Annotated in this window: 15 protein-coding genes; 8 read left to right on the top strand and 7 right to left on the bottom strand. The window is 63.2% G+C overall.

The window, feature by feature from the left end:
• Positions 1-57: 57 nt before the first annotated feature.
• From AC3IR3_RS00385 to cyoA, 5 genes are read right to left on the bottom strand one after another with little or no spacing between them, the layout of a single operon-like run.
• Positions 58-849: an SURF1 family protein gene (locus tag AC3IR3_RS00385; protein ID WP_489195093.1), complete on the bottom strand. Its 792-nt coding sequence runs from the start codon at positions 847-849 to the stop codon at positions 58-60.
• Complete coding sequence (cyoD, locus tag AC3IR3_RS00380; protein WP_489195092.1) at positions 846-1,253, bottom strand: cytochrome o ubiquinol oxidase subunit IV; 408 nt, start codon at positions 1,251-1,253, stop codon at positions 846-848. The genes AC3IR3_RS00385 and cyoD overlap by 4 nt, the downstream gene beginning before the upstream one ends.
• Positions 1,250-1,888, bottom strand: coding sequence for a cytochrome o ubiquinol oxidase subunit III (cyoC, locus tag AC3IR3_RS00375; protein ID WP_489195090.1), 639 nt, complete (start codon positions 1,886-1,888; stop codon positions 1,250-1,252). Before cyoC ends, cyoD begins: the two co-directional genes overlap by 4 nt.
• Positions 1,881-3,875, bottom strand: a complete 1,995-nt coding sequence (gene cyoB / locus AC3IR3_RS00370) for a cytochrome o ubiquinol oxidase subunit I (RefSeq protein ID WP_489195088.1) — start codon at positions 3,873-3,875, stop codon at positions 1,881-1,883. Before cyoB ends, cyoC begins: the two co-directional genes overlap by 8 nt.
• Positions 3,876-3,917: 42 nt before the next feature.
• Positions 3,918-4,985, bottom strand: a complete 1,068-nt coding sequence (gene cyoA / locus AC3IR3_RS00365; RefSeq protein ID WP_489195086.1) for a ubiquinol oxidase subunit II — start codon at positions 4,983-4,985, stop codon at positions 3,918-3,920.
• A 145-nt stretch (positions 4,986-5,130) separates the two neighbouring features.
• Between cyoA and AC3IR3_RS00360 the strand changes: the two genes are divergently transcribed.
• From AC3IR3_RS00360 to AC3IR3_RS00350, 3 genes are all read left to right on the top strand, one after another.
• Positions 5,131-6,468, top strand: coding sequence for an MFS transporter (locus AC3IR3_RS00360; protein ID WP_489195085.1), 1,338 nt, complete (start codon positions 5,131-5,133; stop codon positions 6,466-6,468).
• A gap of 257 nt (positions 6,469-6,725) precedes the next feature.
• Positions 6,726-7,520, top strand: a complete 795-nt coding sequence (locus AC3IR3_RS00355; protein ID WP_489195083.1) for an undecaprenyl-diphosphate phosphatase — start codon at positions 6,726-6,728, stop codon at positions 7,518-7,520.
• A gap of 6 nt (positions 7,521-7,526) precedes the next feature.
• The gene (locus AC3IR3_RS00350) at positions 7,527-9,083 is read left to right on the top strand and encodes a winged helix-turn-helix domain-containing protein (protein WP_489195081.1); all 1,557 of its coding nucleotides are present in this window, start codon (positions 7,527-7,529) and stop codon (positions 9,081-9,083) included.
• Here the strand turns inward: AC3IR3_RS00350 and AC3IR3_RS00345 are convergent.
• Both AC3IR3_RS00345 and AC3IR3_RS00340 read right to left on the bottom strand, forming a co-directional pair.
• Complete coding sequence (locus AC3IR3_RS00345; RefSeq protein ID WP_489195079.1) at positions 9,067-10,173, bottom strand: serine hydrolase domain-containing protein; 1,107 nt, start codon at positions 10,171-10,173, stop codon at positions 9,067-9,069. The two genes, AC3IR3_RS00350 and AC3IR3_RS00345, sit on opposite strands and share 17 nt — an antisense overlap.
• Before the next feature lie 227 nt (positions 10,174-10,400).
• Complete coding sequence (locus AC3IR3_RS00340; protein ID WP_489195077.1) at positions 10,401-11,375, bottom strand: LysR family transcriptional regulator; 975 nt, start codon at positions 11,373-11,375, stop codon at positions 10,401-10,403.
• Between the two features lie 149 nt (positions 11,376-11,524).
• Between AC3IR3_RS00340 and AC3IR3_RS00335 the strand changes: the two genes are divergently transcribed.
• The 5 genes from AC3IR3_RS00335 to AC3IR3_RS00315 all read left to right on the top strand — a co-directional run bounded on the left by AC3IR3_RS00335 (position 11,525) and on the right by AC3IR3_RS00315 (position 19,199).
• Positions 11,525-12,733, top strand: coding sequence for an efflux RND transporter periplasmic adaptor subunit (locus AC3IR3_RS00335; RefSeq protein ID WP_489195075.1), 1,209 nt, complete (start codon positions 11,525-11,527; stop codon positions 12,731-12,733).
• Between the two features lie 3 nt (positions 12,734-12,736).
• Complete coding sequence (locus AC3IR3_RS00330; RefSeq protein ID WP_489195073.1) at positions 12,737-15,931, top strand: efflux RND transporter permease subunit; 3,195 nt, start codon at positions 12,737-12,739, stop codon at positions 15,929-15,931.
• 1 nt (position 15,932) lies between these two features.
• Positions 15,933-17,366, top strand: a complete 1,434-nt coding sequence (locus AC3IR3_RS00325) for an efflux transporter outer membrane subunit (RefSeq protein ID WP_489195071.1) — start codon at positions 15,933-15,935, stop codon at positions 17,364-17,366.
• A complete protein-coding gene (locus AC3IR3_RS00320; RefSeq protein ID WP_489195070.1) occupies positions 17,363-18,142 on the top strand; it encodes an SDR family NAD(P)-dependent oxidoreductase in 780 nt (259 codons plus the stop codon). Before AC3IR3_RS00325 ends, AC3IR3_RS00320 begins: the two co-directional genes overlap by 4 nt.
• 106 nt (positions 18,143-18,248) lie before the next feature.
• The gene (locus tag AC3IR3_RS00315) at positions 18,249-19,199 is read left to right on the top strand and encodes a fimbrial protein (RefSeq protein WP_489195068.1); all 951 of its coding nucleotides are present in this window, start codon (positions 18,249-18,251) and stop codon (positions 19,197-19,199) included.
• Positions 19,200-19,221: the final 22 nt, after the last annotated feature.

Raw genomic sequence — 19,221 nt, 5'->3', positions numbered from 1 at the left:
TCTGACAAGCAATTCGCTTGGTCAATATCCAACCGTCGAATCCCAACGCGATCTATGTCAACCCGTCAGTCCCGCGAATCCAGACTTTGCTTGGCGAAGCCTAAGTTCCTCTCGCCCTAAGTAGGCGAATCCAAATGCCACCATCAACGCCAGCGCGAACCAGGTGATGGCGTAGACGAGGTGATTGTCGGGGAAGCGGATGACGGTCAGGCCACCGACGGGAGCGATGCGGGGATCGGGCAGGCCGGAGGCTTCGGCGTCGACGAAGAAAGGAGCGACACCGGAGAGATGCCGCGTTTCGGCGATGGCTTGCACATCGCGCGAGTACCAGTGTTCCCGCGCGGGATCGTTTTTCTGAAGCATCGCGCCGTGAGGTTCGCTGATACGCAGCAGACCGGTGATCGTCACTTCGCCTTCGGGGCCGGGAGCGCAGGTGAGTTTGCCTCCGCACCAGTCGGGTGTCGCGAAACCGCGATTGATCAGCACGACCGTGCCGTCGCCGGTACGAAGCGGCGTGAGTATCCAGAAGCCGCTGCCCAGTTCGGTACTGGCACGCACGCGCGTCTGCAAAGCGTGGAGGAAGGTGCCGGTGACGCGAACGTGCCGATATTCGTCGCCTGCCACGGTAATCGAGGGCCAGCGATCGGCGCCGGGAACGGCAACCGCCGGCGCATGCACGCGTCGGTCGACCCGGGCGATCAGGTCGTGCTTCCAGCCCAGACGGTAAATCTGCCAGATGCCGAGGGCGGTGAAGCCCGCGAACAACAGCAAGCCGACGAAACCGAGAATGGCCAGCGCGACAGGGCCGCGCGGCCCGCGCGAGGCCTCGTCGGATACGTCGTGGTTCAAGGCATGTCTTTCATGCTTGCCGCGTCGTCGTGCATCATGCCGGGCATCATGTTGTCGTTGAGGTGATACATCACCCAGATCGAACCGGTCAGCGTGATGACGACGAGTACCAGCGTGAAGATCAGCGCCAGCATGTTCCAGCCGCCTTCCGACCGCGCGTTCATGTGCAGGAAGTAGATCATGTGCACCACGATCTGCACGGCGGCGAGTCCGAGGACAACGAATGCCGTGGTGCTCGTGCTGGCGAAGACATGGCCCATGACGACCCAGAACGGAATCGCCGTCAGGATCACGGCGAGCACGAAGCCCGTCATGTATCCCTTGAAGGTGCTGTGGCTCGCGCCCTCGTCGTGGCCATGATCGTCATGGCCGTGCTGTGCGTGTGCGTCGGTGTGGGTGCTCACTTCAGCACTCCCGTCAGGTAAACGAAGCTGAAGACGCCGACCCAGACCACGTCCAGGAAGTGCCAGAACATCGAAAGACACATCAGGCGACGGCGGTTGTCCGGAATGAGGCCCTTCTTGCCTACCTGCACCATCAGCGTGATCAGCCAGACGATGCCGAAGGTGACGTGCAGCCCGTGCGTACCGACCAGGGTGAAGAACGACGACAGGAACGCGCTGCGCCCCGGACCCGCGCCTTCGCCGATCAGGTGCGAGAACTCGTAAAGCTCGATGCCGAGGAACGCGGCGCCGAACAGGCCCGTGATCGCCAGCCACATCAGCGTCGGACCCTTGCGGTTGCGCTGCATCTCCAGCACGGCGAAGCCATACGTGATCGACGAGAGCAGCAGCATCGACGTGTTGATCGCGACCAGGGGCAGCTCGAACAGATCGGCGCCCGAAGGACCGCCCGCGTAGCTACGGCCCAGCACGCCGTACACGGCGAACAGGGTGGCGAAGATGAGGCAGTCGCTCATCAGGTAGAGCCAGAAACCGAGCAGCGTCCCGTTTTCGGGATGGTGATCCTCGGTCATGTAGAACGACAGTTCTTCCGGCATGGCCGCGTCGTTGGCGGCGAGGGCGTGTGTATCAGACATGGGCGGCCAACAGCTCCGTACGCGCTGCCTCCTCGCGGGCGACATCGGCCGCAGGGATGTAGTAGTCGCGCTTGTAATTGAACGTATGGACGATGGCGGTGGCGATCAGCGCGACGAAGGCGACGATCACCAGCGGCCACATATGCCAGATCAGGGCGAAACCGAGAACGAAGCTGATCCCCGCCAGGACGATGCCTGCCCACGTGTTCTTCGGCATGTGGATCGGGAGAAACCCGTCCAGCGGCCGGCTATGCCCACGCTGCTTCATCTGGTACCACGCGTCGCCATCGTGAATGATCGGCGTGAAGGCGAAGTTGTACGACGGCGGCGGCGAGGACGTCGACCATTCCAGCGTACGGCCACCCCATGGATCGCCCGTGTAATCGCGCAGTTCGTCGCGACGACGGTAGCTGACGATCAGCTGGATGATGAAGCTGGCGATACCGATCGCGATCAGCACGGCACCGAAGGCCGCGATCTGGAACCAGATCTGCAGCGACGGATCCTCGAAGTGGCTCATGCGGCGCGTGACGCCCATGAAGCCCAGCACGTACAACGGCATGAACGCGAAGTAGAAACCGATCAGCCAGAACCAGAACGAGCACTTGCCCCAGAACGGATCGAGCTTGTAACCGAAGGCCTTGGGGAACCAGTAGGTGATGCCGGCCATCAGGCCGAACAGCACGCCGCCGATGATCACGTTATGGAAATGCGCGATAAGGAACAGGCTGTTGTGCAGGACGAAGTCGGCTGGCGGAACGGCAAGCATCACACCGGTCATGCCGCCGATGACGAAGGTCACCATGAAGCCCAGCGTCCAGAGCATCGGCACGTCGAACGTGATGCGGCCGCGGTACATCGTGAACAGCCAGTTGAATATCTTCGCACCCGTCGGGATCGAGATGATCATCGTCGTGATGCCGAAGAACGAGTTCACGCTGGCGCCCGAGCCCATCGTGAAGAAGTGGTGCAGCCACACGAGGTAGGAGAGCACGGTGATGACGACGGTCGCGTAAACCATCGACGCATAACCGAACAGGCGCTTCTTGCTGAAGGTCGACACCACTTCGGAGAACACACCGAACACCGGCAGTATCAGGATGTAGACCTCGGGGTGACCCCAGATCCAGATCAGGTTCACGTACATCATGGCGTTGCCGCCGAATTCCGTCGTGAAGAAGTTGGTACCGGCGTAACGGTCGAGCGCCAACAGCACCAGCACCGCGGTCAGGACCGGGAACGCGGCCACGATCAGCACGTTGGTGCACAGGGACGTCCAGGTGAAGATCGGCATCTTCATCAGGGTCATGCCCGGCGCGCGCATCTTCACGATGGTCGCGATCAGGTTGATGCCCGACAACGTCGTTCCGACACCCGCTATCTGTAGCGACCAGATGTAGTAATCCACGCCTACGTCGGGACTTTGCGCGATACCGGAAAGCGGCGGATACGCCAGCCAGCCCGTACGCGCGAACTCGCCCACGAACAGCGACATCATCACCAGCACGGCGCCGGCGGTGGTCATCCAGAAGCTGAAGTTATTGAGGAATGGAAACGCCACGTCGCGAGCGCCGATCTGCAACGGCACCACGAAGTTCATCAGGCCCGTGACCAGCGGCATGGCGACGAAGAAGATCATGATCACGCCGTGCGCCGTGAAGATCTGGTCGTAATGGTGCGGCGGGAGATAACCGACCGAATCGCCGAACGAGATGGCCTGCTGGATGCGCATCATGATGGCGTCGGAGAAACCGCGCAGCAGCATCACGATGCCGAGGATCATGTACATGATCCCGATCTTCTTGTGGTCGATGCTGGTGAACCATTCGTGCCACAGATAGCCCCAGGCACGCTTGTACGTGATGAAGCCCAGCAGGGCCGCGCCGCCCAGGGCGACCGCGATGAAGGTCGCCAGCAGGATCGGTTCGTGGAACGGAACCGCCTCCCACGTAAGACGACCGAATATCAGCTTGGTGAGATCAGGCATGGTGATAACCGGGTACTAAGACATAAGTTGTCCGGCGGGCCGTCACAGGGGACGGCCAGTCGGCGAAACGGGAGTGCCGGCGACATCCTTGCCCGTGCACAGGGCGCCGACATAGGTCTTCGTGGCGGTGTCGGCCAGACCAAGCCGGACGCGCGTCGCCGCATCGAGCGAGGTCACGTTGTACGTGCCGACGATGCCGGAGCCGCCGCGTTCATCGATGGCCATCATGTCGCTGACGCACATGCGATTGGCTTCGACGCAGCGATTCAGGATGGCCTTGTAGAGGCCATTGGCCACGCTGCCGTAATGGCGCACCGGCTCTTTCTCGCTGGGCTGTTCGAGCTTCAGATACTCGTCGCGGCTGAGTGTCTCGGTACTGGATTTCGCCTCGGCGACCCACTTTGTGAATTCGTCTTCACTTACGCCGAGGAACTTGAAGCGCATACCCGAGAAGCCCGCACCGCTGTAGTTCGCGGAGAAGCCTTCATATGTGCCCGGCTTGTTCATCACCGCGTAAAGCTTGGTTTCCATGCCCGGCATGGCGTAGATCTGACCGGCCAGCGAGGGGATGAAGAACGAGTTCATCACAGTGGAAGCCGTGATCTTGAACTGGATCGGCCGATCGATGGGTGCGGCAATCTCGTTGACCGTTGCGATGCCCTGTTCCGGGTAAAGGAACAGCCATTTCCAGTCCAGCGCGACGACTTCGACCACGAGGGGCTTGGTGCCGGCGGGCACTTCGCGCCCTTCGGACAACCGGTCGAGGGGGCGGAACGGGTCGAGTTTATGCGTGCTGACCCACGTCACCGCGCCAAGAGCGATGATGATGACGAGCGGAGCGGACCAGATAAGCAGCTCGAGCACCGTGGAATGGTGCCATTCGGGATCGTAGTCGGCGTTTTTGTTGGAAGCCCGGTATTTCCAGGCGAACAGCAGGGTGAGTGCAATCACCGGAACGATGATGATGAGCATCAGCACCGTGGAAACAATGATCAGGTTGCGTTGCTGAACAGCAATGTCGCCGGCGGGTGAAAGCAGGACGGCGTTGCAGCCCGAGAGGAGGAGGGCAACGAACGGGATCAGTAGTCCGCGCAGAGTCTTAATGGACATCGCCTGACGACATAACCGTGGGAAGGGGAGAAAACTACGCCTATCGCACTGTCCAGAGAATAGGACATTTTGTCTCATGGCATCGTGACGCAGCCGGTGCGATGCTATGCGTTACTGGCAACTACTCACGAAACGGGGCAAGTCGATGTCGAGCATTCCACACGACGGCAACGGACCTTCCGCAAGCGCCGCGGAACGCGACCTCCGCAACCTTCACGCGGACCATGCCGCGGTAGCTCCCGGCGAAATCGCCGTCGGCGTCGTCATTGGCCGCGCTTCGGAGTATTTCGACTTCTTCGTTTACGGCATCGCTTCGGTGCTGGTGTTTCCGGCGGTTTTCTTCCCGTTCCTGACCCCGCTGGACGGTACGCTGCTGTCGTTCACGATCTTCTCGTTCGCGTTTATCGCCCGCCCCTTCGGCACGACCTTGTTCATGTCCATCCAGCGCCGGTGGAGTCGCGGAACCAAGCTGACCGGGGCGCTGTTCCTGCTGGGAACGTCGACGGTCGGTATCGCATTCCTGCCCAGTTACGCCACGGCCGGCATCACGACCATCATTCTTCTTTCGTTGCTGCGATTCCTGCAGGGTATTGCCCTGGGTGGATCGTGGGACGGTCTGCCCTCGCTGCTGGCGCTGAACGCGCCGCGCGGACGCCGTGGCTGGTACGCCATGCTGGGCCAGCTCGGCGCACCGATCGGGTTCTTTATCGCCGGCGCCCTCTTCCTGTTCCTCTGGCTCGAATTGTCGAAAGAGGATTTCCTCGGCTGGGGCTGGCGCTATCCCTTCTTCGTGGCCTTCGCGATCAACGTCGTCGCGCTGTTCGCCCGCCTGCGCCTCGTGGTAACCGAGGAATACACCCAGTTGCTCGAAGAGCGCGAACTTGAGCCGATCGGCATTCGCGAAATGTTACGCACGCAGGGTTACAACCTTTTCATCGGCGCGTTCGCGGCGCTGGCCAGCTACGCGTTGTTTCATCTGGTCACGATCTTCCCGCTTTCGTGGATCGCGCTGCATTCGCAGCAGTCCATACCCAGCGTCCTGATCGTGGAGATGTGCGGTGCGGTCGTCGGCATCCTCGGTACCGTCGCATCGGGTTGGATCGCCGATCGCATCGGCCGCCGCACCACGCTGGCCGTGCTCGCCTGCCTCATCGGCCTGTTCGCTCTGTTCGCGCCGTGGCTGCTCGATGGCGGCAAGGTCGCCCAGGACACTTTCATCATCGTGGGTTTCGCGCTGCTCGGCGTGTCGTACGGTCAGTCCGCGGGCACCGTGACGGCCAACTTCGAGAAGCGCTTCCGTTACACGGGTGCGGCGTTGACGTCGGATATCGCATGGTTGATCGGCGCGGCCTTCGCGCCGCTGGTGGCGCTGAGCCTGTCGTCGCGGTTCGGGTTGGCCGCGGTCAGCGTTTATTTGCTGTCGGGTGCAGCTTGTACATTGGTGGCGTTGCGGATCAATAAGGTCATTGAGTCGCGGGATTAGCCCTTAAAAGCGCAAACGACCGATGAGGCGACAACCAATCTCATCGTGCTGGGCTCCTGCCTGCGCAGGAGCGACGAAGAGGTAATTTCCGACGCTCCGGAATCACTCCCTCCCCTCACCGTCGTCCCTGCGCAGGCAGGGACCCCGTGCGATGCAGCCGGTTTTCGCGACTACACCCACTCAGCTCTTCGGCGAATGTGCGGCTTTCCCCAGCATGGCACTAAGCTATGCCGCTCGCACCCCAAGGACCCTGCGCCGTGCCCGATTTCCTGAATGCCCTGCTCCTCGGCGTCATCGAGGGGATCACCGAATTCCTGCCCATTTCCAGCACCGGCCATCTGCTGATCGCGGAACGCTGGCTGGGCGCGCGGTCGGACCTGTTCAATGTCGTCATTCAGGCCGGCGCGATTCTCGCGGTCACCTTCATCTACTGGGGCCGGATCTGGGATCTGCTGGTCAACTGGCGCCGGCCGGAGAACCGCGACTACCTGCTGAAGTTGATCGTCGCCTTCCTCATCACGTCGGCCCTCGGCTTCATCGTGGTGAAAATGGGCTTCAAGCTGCCCGAGACGGTGACTCCGATCGCCTGGGCCCTGGTCATCGGCGGTATCTGGATGCTCGCGGCCGAACGTCTGGCAGCCAGGCAGGTGGACCGCAGCGAAGTGACCTGGCGCGTCGCCATCCTGGTCGGCTTTGCGCAGATCGTGGCCGGCATTTTCCCGGGTACGTCACGGTCGGCCGCCACCATCTTCACGGCGATGCTCGCAGGCACCAGCAATCGTGCGGCGGCGACCGAGTTCGCCTTCCTCGTCGGCATCCCGACGATGTACGCCGCCAGCGCCTACGAGCTCTTCAAGCAGTACCGCCTGGGCGGCGCCGTGCAGGAAGACTGGACCGCGCTGGGCATCGCCTTCGTCGTATCGACGATTACCGCCTTCGTCGCGGTGAAGTGGCTGCTGGGCTATATCCGGTCGCACCGGTTCACGCCGTTCGCGATCTACCGCATCGTGCTGGGTATCGCACTGCTGCTGTTCCTGCCCGTCGGCGGCTGATCGACCATGGCAGGCGATCGCTACCGTCTGCTGGATCTTCTCGTCGATATCCCCGGGCAACGGGTCGAGCGCGATGGTCACGTCCTCGACGTCGGCGGTCTCAGCTTTCAGTTGCTGGCCTGTTTGCTCGCCCAGGGCCAGCGGGTAGTCAGCTTCGACGAACTGATCGGGCAGGTCTGGTCGCCCGCCGTGGTGAACGAGGAAACCGTCACCCAGCGCGTCCGTCTGCTCCGTCAGTCGCTGGGCGACGACGCACGGCGGCCTCGCTACATACGATCGGTACGGGGGCAGGGTTACCAGCTTGGGGCGGCGCCCGTGCCCGCCGAAGACCCGGCTCGTGTCCGGGCCCACATGCCGTGGCCCGCCGTACTGGCGGCCATCGTGCTGGTGCTGGGGACCGGGCTTGCCTGGCATGTCGTCCGGACGCCACGCGACGCTCCCCGGACCGCGGCACAGGAACTGCTGGACCGCGCCGCGTGGTACGCCAGCATGGGCCAGCGCGATAACGACGAACGGGCGATTGCCTTGTACGAGCGGGCGCTCGTCGACGCTCCCGACGATAGCCGCGCCCTGTTGGGCCTGAGTCGCCGGTATAGCGCGCGTACCTGTCTATACAACGCCGGCTATGCATGGGCTGGACGAGCCCAGACGCTCGCCGAGCGAGTACTGCGCGCCTCTCCGAACGATCCACAGGCATGGTCGGCAGTCGGCTATGCCCGCGACTGCGAGGGCGACCTGCCCGGCGCCATTGCCGGTTACGAGCGCGCCGTATTGCTCGACCCGACCGATGACGCCAGCCGTGCCTCGGCGGCCTATCTGTATCAGGAACAGGGCAGGCTCGCCGACGCATTGCGCGCGAATCTGGACATGCGCGGCGATCCGTCGAAAGTGCGTTTTCGCGACATTGCCGTGGCGCGCGAGCTGGAACTGATGGGATTCACCGATGCCGCCGAGGGCCGCTTCCGGCGCAGCTTCCTGCTCACGCCCGACAACGTCTTCGCCAATATCGGCTGGCCGTCCTTCCTGTTCGTGCATGGCCGTGTGGATGAAGCCCGGACCGCCGTCGCGGAAGCACAGGCGCATGGCACCAAGCGGGCGGAACTGGCGCAGCTGACGGGCGAACTGGCGCTGGTGCGCGGCGATCGCGCGGCGGCGACCGTCGCCTTCACCGAAGCGAAAGCCCTGCGTCCCGATGCGGGTATGCCGGCAACACTGGCTGCGCTTTATGCCGAAACGCCGCCGTCGCCCGAATGGATCGACGAGCGGATTGCACAGGTGCGGGCGCGACTGGTCGACAACGCATGGCCGCCTGCCCGGCTTGAACTGGCGGTGCTTGCCGTCGCTCGCGGCGACCGCCGCACCGCTATCGCAGCGATTCAGGGGGCGGTGGACGCCGGCTATCGCGATGCCGCGTACCTGCGGACAACGCCACTGCTGACAAACCTGCACGGCGAGGCCGGTTTCGAGGCGGCGCTCGCCGCCATCGAACGCCGCGTGACCGCGGAGCGCCAGCGCGTGCTGGACGCTCCGTGGTGCCCGCCGGTGCTTAAGGCAACGCTTTGAGGACGATGTCCCGCAAGATGCCCTGCGACTGCGGATGCGCATAGCTCTGGTTGTAAGCCTTGCTCGTGACGACCGCGACCAGCTGGCGTTCGGGCAGCACGAAAACATAGTTGCCGCCGTTCCCGCTCATCGCCCAGACCGGCGTATCGACACCATGGACCGGAAACTGGAAGCGCCACCAGAAATAGCCGTAATCCGCATCGTCCCGAGCCTGTGCGTGGGGCGTCAGCATCGCGTCGACCCACGCCTTCGGAAGCACCTGCGTGTCCTGCCAACGGCCGCCGTTCGCCACCATCTGGCCCAGCTTCGCCAGGTCGCGCGAGCGATACCGCGTACCGCCGCCACCCATGCCGATGCCTTCGGGCGAGGTGTTCCACTTGACGCTGACGATCCCTAACGGCTTCTCCAGTACCTCGGCGGCAAAGGCGGACAACGGCTTCTTGGCCGCGCGCTCGACCACGGCGCCGGCGACGAAGGCGCCAGCCGTGCAATAAGAGAACGAGCGGCCGTGCGGGCTGTCCTTAGGCTTCGTCATCCACGGCGCGAACCCCTTGATGGGTAGTCCCAACGCGAAGTCGAGCCAACGCTCGGTGACATACATGCGCTCTTCGTTGCCACTGGAGAACTGGTTTTCGTCGTCGCATTCCCAGAGCGAACTCATGGTCAGCAGGTCTTCCAGCGTAAACGCCTGCTTGCGCGGGTCGGGATTGGCCGGGTGGATATCGGGGAAGAAGGCGTAGAGAGGCGCCTGGACGCTGGGGATCAGTCCCTTCGCGATGGCCGCACCCACCAGCATGGCGGTGACGCTCTTGCTGGCCGAACGGATGTCGTTGAGCAGCTCGGGGTTGCCGTCGTTGAAATAGTGCTCGTAGACGATCCGGCCGTGGTCGACCACGACCACGCTGGTGATCTTCTTGTACGTGCCGTCGGCGATGCGATCTTCCAGACCCGCCAGCACGTCGGCGTGCCATCCGAGTTTTGCCGCGTCGGCAACGGCCCACCCGTCGTCACGTTTTTCCGGTGGATGGTAGGTGCCGGCGAGGGTGGGCAAGGCAAGACAGGCGGCGAAAGCCGCGATAGCGAAGCGCATGGCGAGGGTCTCCCTGGGGTAAGGGAAACGAGTGGGCCACCGTGCCGTCTGAAGTGCCTGACATGCGAATGAAGAATTCTGAAGACCGGCAGGAATGCCGGTGCCTCACCGTCGCCCCCGCGCAGGCAGGGGCCCCGGGCGATCACGCATGGAAAAGCGTGGTGCGGACGATGAGGGTGACACTTAGACGCCATGCCTTTGTAGAAGTGCGTCGGGCGACGAATACCTCAGGCCACCATCTCCAGCTTCTGCATAGCGGCCGTTGCCGCCTTCTTGGCCGCATCCTTCGCCAGCACGCACGCCGGCGTGCTCGTGCGCTGGAACAGCTCGCTGGTCCACTCGATGAAGGCCTGCACGCGGGCCGACAGGTGACGCTTCTGCGGGTAAACGATCCACAGCGGCGAGCCGGTGGAAATCGTGTCCTGCATGACGATCTGCAGCATGCCCTTGTCCAGTGCGCAGGCCGCGAGACAATGCGGTACCTGGATGACGCCCAGACCAGCTATCGCGGCCTGGATCACCGATTCGCCGTCGTTGATGAGCATATGCGCCTCGACGTCGACACCGACGCGGCCACCCGGCGTGTCGAACTGCCACTGATAGGGCTTGCCCGTGGTCGGATAGACGAAGTTCACGCAGCGATGCTGCTTCAGGTCTTCGATCGTCGTGGGCGCCCCGTGCTTGGCCAGATAGGCCGGCGAGGCGCACAGCACGTTGCTGAAATGACCGATCTTGCGGGCGATCAGGCTGGAATCCTCCAGCTCGCCCATGCGGATAGCGCAGTCGAACCCTTCTTCGTTCAGGTCGAACGGGAAGTCGCACATGGTCATTTCGAGCCGGATATCGGGGAATTTTTCCTCGAAATCGGCCAGATTGGGGATCAAGGCGGCACGACCCACGGCCGACGATGCGGCGATCCTTAATTTGCCCGCCGGCTTGGTCCGGGCATAGCCCAGGGCCTCCGTCGCCTCGGTCAAATCTGTAAGTATCTCCTTGCAACGTGCATAGAACGCGGCGCCATCGTCGGTTAAACGCAAGGCCCGGGTGGATCGGAAGAACAGGCGGGCACCCAGCCCTTCCTCCAGGCGTGAAATAGCCCGGCTGACCCCCGACGGGGTCATTTCCAGATGCTGTGCCGCCGAGGAAAAGCTCTTGGCCTCGACGACGCGGACGAAAACGCTGATCGCGGAAAAATCTTCCATTGCGGCGGCTCCGGTAGTCGGTTGAATGGGCATTCGTGACTGAGCGTCACAGGCGGAGTGATTCTAAACCTGTTTTTAGCTTCCTGGGCAAGGACTAGATTGCGCGCCTTAGCCGGCGCGCCGGTATAACTTGCATCAGGGACGCCCCCATGAAGAAGAAAATCCTGTTCGGTTCCACGGCGCTGGCCGTCGCCATCGCCTCGGCGATCTGGCTTACGGGCGGCCCCGCACCCATCCATGCGGCCGAGCCGATGCCGGCTCCGGAAGTCACCGTCGCCCAGGTATTGCTGCGCCCGGTGGACGACGCCAACGCATTTACCGGCCGCATCCAGGCCGTCGATACCATCCAGATCCGTCCGCGTGTGGGCGGATATGTCGACTCGGTGCATTTCCGCGAAGGCGCCCTGGTCAAGAAAGGCCAGTTGCTCTTCACGATCGACCCGCGCCCGTTCCAGGCCGAAGCGAACCGTCTGAGCGCCAACCTCAATCAGGCACGCTCGGAACTCAACCTCGCCGAAGCCAATGCCGCACGCGGCCGCAAGCTGGTCGAACAGCGCGCCGTGTCGCGCGAAGAAGCCGACCGTCTCGACACCGCCGCACAGAGCGCGAAGGCACAGGTCGCCTCCACGGGCGCGGCACTCGATGCCGCCAAGCTCAATCTCGGCTTCACCGAAGTCCGCGCACCCGTCGACGGCCGCGTCAGCAATGCGCTGGTCACCCCGGGCAACCTCGTGACCAGCACCGACGTGCTGACCAGCGTCGTCAGCGTCGACCCGATGTACGTGTACTTCGACGTGGACGAGCAGACCTTCCTGAAACTGGATCGCCTGCGCCGCACGAACGGCCGTGCGCCGGAAGTGGCGATGGGTCTGGCCGACGAGTCGGGCTATCCGCACACCGGCAAGATCGACTTCATCGACAACCAGCTGCGCACCGGCGCCGGCACCATCCGTTTGCGTGCCGTATTCCCGAACGCCGATTCGGCCTATACGCCGGGCCTGTTCGCACGCGTGGAACTGCGTAGCGGCGAACGCCAGCCCCGCGCACTGATCGACGACCGCGCGGTCGGCACCGACCTGGGTACCAAGTTCGTCTACATCCTCGGCAAGGATCGCAAGATCGAATACCGCCGCGTGACGACGGGTGCGCTGGTCGATGGCCTGCGCGTGGTCGACAACGGTCTGAGTGCCGAGGACGTCGTCGTGGTGAACGGTCTGCAGCACGTTCGTCCGGGTGTCGAAGTGAATGCCAAACGCGTCGCCATGGCGACCCGCGGTAGCGAAGCCACCGCGAAGCAGGTTGCCGGCGTACCCAGCGGCGATGCCGCGAGCGTCGCCGCGCTCAATGCGCAGGACTGATCCATGAAAATCGCTCAATACTTCGTCGACCGCCCGATTCTCGCGGGCGTGCTGTCGGTGCTGTTCCTGATCGCCGGCGGTGTCGCGGTGTTCAAATTGCCGATCAGCGAATACCCGGAAGTGGTGCCGCCGACGGTTGTCGTGCGTGCCAACTATCCGGGCGCGAACCCGAAGATCATCGCCGAAACCATCGCCACGCCGCTTGAGGCACAGATCAACGGCGTCGAAGGCATGCTGTACACCTCGTCGCAGGCGACGAGCGACGGCGCGATGACGCTTACCGTGACCTTCGCGCTCGGCACCGATCTGGACAATGCCCAGGTGCAAGTCCAGAACCGCGTGTCGCAGGCATTGCCGCGTCTTCCCGAGGAAGTGCAACGACTCGGCGTGACCACGCAGAAAAGCTCGCCCGACCTGACCATGGTCGTGCATCTGACCTCACCCTCGCATCGTTACGACATGCTCTATCTGTCGAACTACGCGCGCCTGCACATCAAGGATCAGCTCGCCCGCCTGGACGGCGTCGGCGATGTGCAGCTGTTCGGCGCGGGTGAGTACAGCATGCGCGTATGGATGAACCCGGAGAAGCTCGCCGTACGCGACCTGACCACCGGCGACGTCCTGAAAGCTATCCGCGAACAGAACATCGAAGTGGCGGCCGGTGCGCTGAACGCGCCTCCGGGCCCGAATACGTCCGCGTTCCAGGTCAATATCAACACGCGTGGCCGACTGGTGACCGAGGACGACTTCCTCAACATCATCGTGCGCAGCGACGCGAGTGGCTCGGTAACGCATCTGCGCGATGTGGCGCGCGTCGAACTGGGTTCCAGCAGCTACGCGCTGCGCAGCCTGCTCAACAATCAGGAAGCGGTAGCGATTCCGATCTTCCAGCGTCCCGGCTCCAATGCGATCCAGATCTCCGATGAAGTCCGCGCAACCATGGCGGAACTGAAGAAGGAATTCCCGCAGGGCGTCGATTACAGCATCGTCTACGATCCGACCGTATTCGTGCGCGGCTCGATCGATGCCGTAGTGCACACGCTGTTCGAAGCGATCGTCCTCGTCGTGCTCGTCGTGATCCTGTTCCTGCAGACCTGGCGCGCGTCGATCATCCCGCTGGTGGCCGTCCCCGTCTCGCTGATCGGTACGTTCGCCGTGATGTACGTCGTGGGCTTCTCGCTCAACGCCCTGTCGCTGTTCGGACTGGTGTTGGCGATCGGTATCGTGGTGGATGACGCCATCGTCGTCGTCGAGAACGTCGAACGACACATCGAACACGGGCTGTCGCCGAAAGAAGCGACCCGGCTGGCGATGACGGAAGTGACCGGTCCCATCGTCGCCACCGCACTCGTCCTGTGCGCGGTCTTCGTCCCCACCGCCTTCATCAGCGGCCTGACCGGCCAGTTCTATCGCCAGTTCGCGCTGACCATCGCTATTTCCACGGTCATCTCCGCGTTCAATTCGCTGACCCTGAGCCCTGCCCTCGCCGCGCTGCTGCTGAAAGACCGCAGTGCGCCCAAGGACAAGCTGAGCATCCTCATCGACCGCGGCTTTGGCTGGCTGTTCCGTCCGTTCAACCGCATGTTCGAGCGTGGTTCGCACGGTTACGTCAGTGCGGTGCAGAAGATCCTGCGTTTCAGCGCGATCGCACTGGTGCTGTACGCCGGCCTGATCGGTCTGGCATGGCTCGGTTTCGCGAAAGTGCCGATGGGCTTCGTACCGCCGCAGGACAAGCAGTACCTGGTGTCGTTCGCGCAGTTGCCCGATGCCTCGTCGCTGGATCGCACCGAAGACGTGATCCGGCGGATGAGCGATATCGCCCTGAAGCAGCCGGGTGTCGAAGGCGCGGTGGCGTTCCCGGGCCTGTCGATCAATGGCTTCACCAACAGCACCAACTCCGGCATCGTGTTCGTGACGCTGAAGCCGTTCGATGAACGCCGTAGCGAAGCGCTTTCGGCGGGTGGCATCGCGGGCGCGCTGAACCAGAAATTCGCGTCGATCCAGGATGCGTACATCGCGATCTTCCCGCCACCGCCCGTCAACGGCCTCGGCACGATCGGCGGCTTCCGCATGCAGATCGAAGATCGCGCGGGTCTTGGCTTCGAGGAGCTGTACAAGCAGACGCAGGGCATCGTACAGGCGAGTGCGACCACGCCGGGTCTGGCGGGTCTGTTCACCAGCTACCAGGTCAGCGTGCCGCAGATCGACGCGGACGTGGATCGCGAGAAGGCGAAATCGGAAGGTATCGATCTCGGCGACGTGTTCCAGACCATGCAGGCGTTCCTTGGCTCGCTCTACGTCAACGACTTCAACCGCTTCGGCCGCACCTATCAGGTGAACATGTCCGCCGAACCGTCGTTCCGTCACGAGGCAAGCGACATCCTCGGCCTGAAGACGCGCAACGCGGCGGGCGACCTGGTTCCCCTGGGTTCGTTCATCACGGTGCGCCAGTCGAACGGTCCGGACCGCGTGATGCATTACAACGGCTATCCGACGGCTGAAATCAACGGCGGTGCCGCACCGGGCTTCAGCACCGGCCAGGCCCAGGCTGCCATGGAAAAACTCGTCGCCGAAAAGCTGCCCAATGGCATAACCTACGAGTGGACCGAGCTGACCTACCAGCAGATCCTCGCGGGCAATACCGCGGTGCTGGTGTTCCCCTTGTGCGTGCTGCTGGTGTTCCTGGTGCTGGCGTCGCTGTATGAAAGCCTGAGCCTGCCGCTCGCGGTCATCCTGATCGTGCCGATGGTGCTGCTGTCCGCGATCTTCGGCGTGTGGATTACCGGTGGCGACAACAACATCTTCACCCAGATCGGTCTGATCGTTCTCGTAGGCCTGGCGTGCAAGAACGCCATCCTGATCGTCGAGTTCGCCCGCGAAGCGGAGATCCATGGCATGAGCCGCATCGATGCGGTGCTGGAAGCGGCCCGCCTGCGTCTTCGCCCGATCCTGATGACCTCGTTCGCTTTCATCATGGGCGTGGTCCCGCTGGTTATCTCGCATGGTGCGGGTGCGGAAATGCGTCACGCGATGGGTGTGGCGGTGTTCGCCGGCATGCTTGGCGTCACCTTCTTCGGCCTGATCTTCACCCCGTTGTTCTATGTGCTGATCCGCACGATGAACGAGCGTATGGAGGCGCGCCGCAACGCACGTCGCGAACGCCTCGGTCTCAATACGCCGGCGCTCGAGGAGCATTGATATGAAACTGGCACTCCGTAGCACCGCGCTGTTCGCGGCACTCGTCCTCGCCGGCTGCGCAAGCGTCGGCCCGGATTACAAGGCACCGGTGGAAGCACCGGTGACGCTCCAGGGCGTCGACAAGACGCAGCAAAACGACGCCACCTTTCAGGCGCGCTGGTGGGAGCAGTTCAACGATCCCACACTGAATGCACTGATCGTACGGGCCGCGAAGAACAGTCCCGATCTGAAAATCGCCGTCGCGCGTCTGAACGAAGCGCGTGCGCTGCTGGGTACCGCGAAGTCTCAGCAGATTCCGGACATCGAAACACAGGCGGCGTATAGCCGCAGCCGCCAGCAGCAACCCGGGTTCGGCACCCAGCGGCAGACGGTGACCAGTTATCAGGCCGGTTTCGACGCATCGTGGGAACTGGACCTGTTCGGCGGTATTCGCCGTTCGGTCGAGGCCGCCGGCGCGGATGCCGCCGCGAGCGCCGCTTCGTTGCAGGACGCGCAGGTCACGTTGTTCGCCGAAGTGGCGCGCAATTACTTCGACCTGCGTGGCACACAGCTTCGCCTGGAGGTCAGCCGCCGCGATATCGAAAACCAAAGACAGTCGTTGAAGATCATCGAAGCTCGCTCTGAAGTAGGCACCGGTTCGGATCAGGACGTCGCAAGCGCGAAGGCGCGCCTTGCAGCCGTCGAGGCACAGCTTCCGTTGCTGGAAACCCAGGCACAGGCGGACTCGTTCCGCATTGCGGTGCTGCTCGGCGAACGGCCGGGCGAACTCGGCGTCGATCTCTCGGCGGCGACCTTCCGTCCGATCGATGTCAGCCTGCCCATCGGTGGCGCGGACGATGTGCTTTCGCGTCGCCCGGATATCCGTGTGGCAGAGCGCGAACTGGCAGCAGCCAATGCACGGATCGGCGTGGCCAAGGCCGACTACTTCCCGCATGTTTCGCTGGGCGGCTTCATCGGATTCCTTGCCGGTCGCAGTAATGACTTCGGTGGCCCGGCGACGCGGGCCTGGTCCATCGCACCGAGTATTTCGTGGTCCGGCCTGAACGTGCAGCGCGTGCGATCGGGCGTGAAGGCCAGCGAGGCACGGGCCGACGCCGCACTGGCGAACTATCAGCGCACGGTGCTTCAAGCGCTGGAGGATGTCGACAACTCGCTGGTGTCGTTCAACCAGCAGCGTACGCGGGTCGAGAAGCTGATCGAACAGGCGACGCAAAGCGAACGCGCAGCCTCCCTGGCGAAGATACGTTACGAAGCCGGCGCGACCGACTATCTCGAACTGCTGGATGCCGAACGGACGCAGTTGACCGCGGAAGACCAGCTGGCGGAAGCCGAAGCGGGCATCAATGTCCGCGCCGTGGCGTTGTACAAAGCGCTGGGCGGCGGCTGGGAAGCGTGCGCCGACGCACGCTGCACGCAGGTGGCGGCGACGCCATGAGCACGCGCAGTGCGGATGTCCGGCCGTTTCCCGCAACGCGCATGCGCACACGCGCCGTCGCCGTCGAACCGCCACTGGCCCAGCGCGTCGCGCTGGTGACCGGTGCCAATCGCGGGCTGGGCCGTGAGGTATCGCGCCAGCTCGCGGCGCTGGGCGTGACGGTCGTCATGGGATCGCGCGATCTGGCACGGGGCGAACGGGCGGCACGACTCGTTCGCGAGGAAGGCGGCGATGTCGTGCCGCTACGGCTGGACATCACCGCACAGCGCGATATCGACGACGCGGTGGCGACCATCGGTGCGCGCTACGGGCGCCTGGACATCCTGATCAACAACGCCGGCGGTTATTACAACTACGGCGAACGCGCATCGACCGTCGACATCGACGAGGTACGCGCCGCCCTCGACACGAACCTGCTCGGCGCGTGGCGACTGTGCGAAGCTGCCGCGCCGCTGATGCGGCGCCATGGCTATGGTCGCATCGTCAATGTGTCGAGCGGTTGCGCATCGGACGTGGAATGCGGCGATATGTGTCCGGCCTATCGCGTGTCGAAGGCAGCGCTGAACGTATACACGCGCATCCTCGCCGAGGAGCTGTCGGGCAGCGGCATTGTCGTCAACGCGGTTTGCCCCGGCTGGACAGCCACCGACATGGGTGGCAGCGGCGGGCGGCCGGTTCGCGCCAGCGCCGATGGTGTCGTATGGGCTGCTACGTTGCCGGATCGGGAAGCGGCGAACGGCGTGTTTTTTCGGGACCGGGAGCGTATCAAGTGGTAGTCCGGCACACGTAATTATTGTCGGATTTTCACGAATTGTCTGAGAGTAAAACGCTGATGTGGCGTTTACGCTTGTCTTTTTCCGAAGAGAGAAAGGGCAGCAAGCGATGGCGATTCGAATGTTCGTCGGTTTATGTGTCGCCCTCGGACTGATCATCCAGGCTGGCGTGGCAAAGGCTTCGTGCAGCGGATATCCCTCGCAGGGGGCCGCTCAGATCGCTTCGTTCGGCACGGTCGTTCCGAATCCGTCGCTTCGTCCCGGAGACGTCATCGCACGGGTCGAGACCGTACCGGCGTACACATCGCCGAACATGTACTGCAAGAGCCCCACGTACCACGGCTCGCTCGTACGTTATCCCACACCGAGCGCGATCGGCGATGGCGTCTACGAGACGGACGTGCGGGGTGTCGGCATCCGCATCTCCGGCTACCACAATACAAATAATCATCCCGGTTATTCCCGGTATCCGTTCTTCGAGAGCAAGCCTGGATACTGCTGTCGGGTGTGGTATCAGCAGATGCGCTTCAAGGTCGAGCTCGTCAAGACCGGCGACATTGTTACAAGTACCCTTGGCGGGGGCACGATCGCCACTGCAGGTGTCGACTCCAACAAGCAGGTCTGGGTCGATCTTCCGCCCACGCGCATCGAAGGCTATGTTCCGACCTGTTCCTTCGGCAGTGGAAACCTCGTCCTTCCGATCGGCAATGTCGACATCGCAAAAGTCGAAAGCGTCGGATACAGCCAGTGGGCAGAAGCAAACCTTTTATCCGGCGGCTGCCAGTACGTCGGCAAGGTCGCCATGACCTTCCATGGCACGGCCGATGGCACCGATCGCACATTGTTCGCTGCCATCGGGGGGGCCGCCGGTGTGGGCATCGAACTACGCAGCGCCAATCCAGATTCGGCCGCGGATCCGTCCGGCAACACCGCCATCGTATTCACGCCAAGGCCTGCCGGTCAGGTATACGCGTTCCGCGCACGCTACCGGCGTAATGGCCTTCCACTAAAGATGGGCGCGGGCAATGCAAACATTACTGTAAAAGTTGCTTACGACTAGAAAGTCACGTTTTTCCGATTTG

Source organism: Luteibacter sp. GL_149 (genome assembly GCF_057834065.1).
The sequence above is the reverse complement of the archived record's forward strand: the minus strand, read 5'-3'. Positions and strand labels throughout refer to the sequence as shown.

Excerpts from the sequence above, each read along its gene's own strand:
- cyoC (WP_489195090.1), bottom strand. The coding sequence starts at position 1,888 with ATGTCTGATACACACGCCCTCGCCGCCAACGACGCGGCCATGCCGGAA.
- AC3IR3_RS00340 (WP_489195077.1), bottom strand. The coding sequence starts at position 11,375 with ATGGAAGATTTTTCCGCGATCAGCGTTTTCGTCCGCGTCGTCGAGGCC.
- AC3IR3_RS00320 (WP_489195070.1), top strand. The coding sequence starts at position 17,363 with ATGAGCACGCGCAGTGCGGATGTCCGGCCGTTTCCCGCAACGCGCATG.
- AC3IR3_RS00345 (WP_489195079.1), bottom strand. The coding sequence starts at position 10,173 with ATGCGCTTCGCTATCGCGGCTTTCGCCGCCTGTCTTGCCTTGCCCACC.
- AC3IR3_RS00350 (WP_489195081.1), top strand. The coding sequence starts at position 7,527 with ATGGCAGGCGATCGCTACCGTCTGCTGGATCTTCTCGTCGATATCCCC.
- cyoA (WP_489195086.1), bottom strand. The coding sequence starts at position 4,985 with ATGTCCATTAAGACTCTGCGCGGACTACTGATCCCGTTCGTTGCCCTC.
- cyoB (WP_489195088.1), bottom strand. The coding sequence starts at position 3,875 with ATGCCTGATCTCACCAAGCTGATATTCGGTCGTCTTACGTGGGAGGCG.
- AC3IR3_RS00325 (WP_489195071.1), top strand. The coding sequence starts at position 15,933 with ATGAAACTGGCACTCCGTAGCACCGCGCTGTTCGCGGCACTCGTCCTC.
- AC3IR3_RS00335 (WP_489195075.1), top strand. The coding sequence starts at position 11,525 with ATGAAGAAGAAAATCCTGTTCGGTTCCACGGCGCTGGCCGTCGCCATC.
- AC3IR3_RS00330 (WP_489195073.1), top strand. The coding sequence starts at position 12,737 with ATGAAAATCGCTCAATACTTCGTCGACCGCCCGATTCTCGCGGGCGTG.
- AC3IR3_RS00360 (WP_489195085.1), top strand. The coding sequence starts at position 5,131 with ATGTCGAGCATTCCACACGACGGCAACGGACCTTCCGCAAGCGCCGCG.
- AC3IR3_RS00315 (WP_489195068.1), top strand. The coding sequence starts at position 18,249 with ATGGCGATTCGAATGTTCGTCGGTTTATGTGTCGCCCTCGGACTGATC.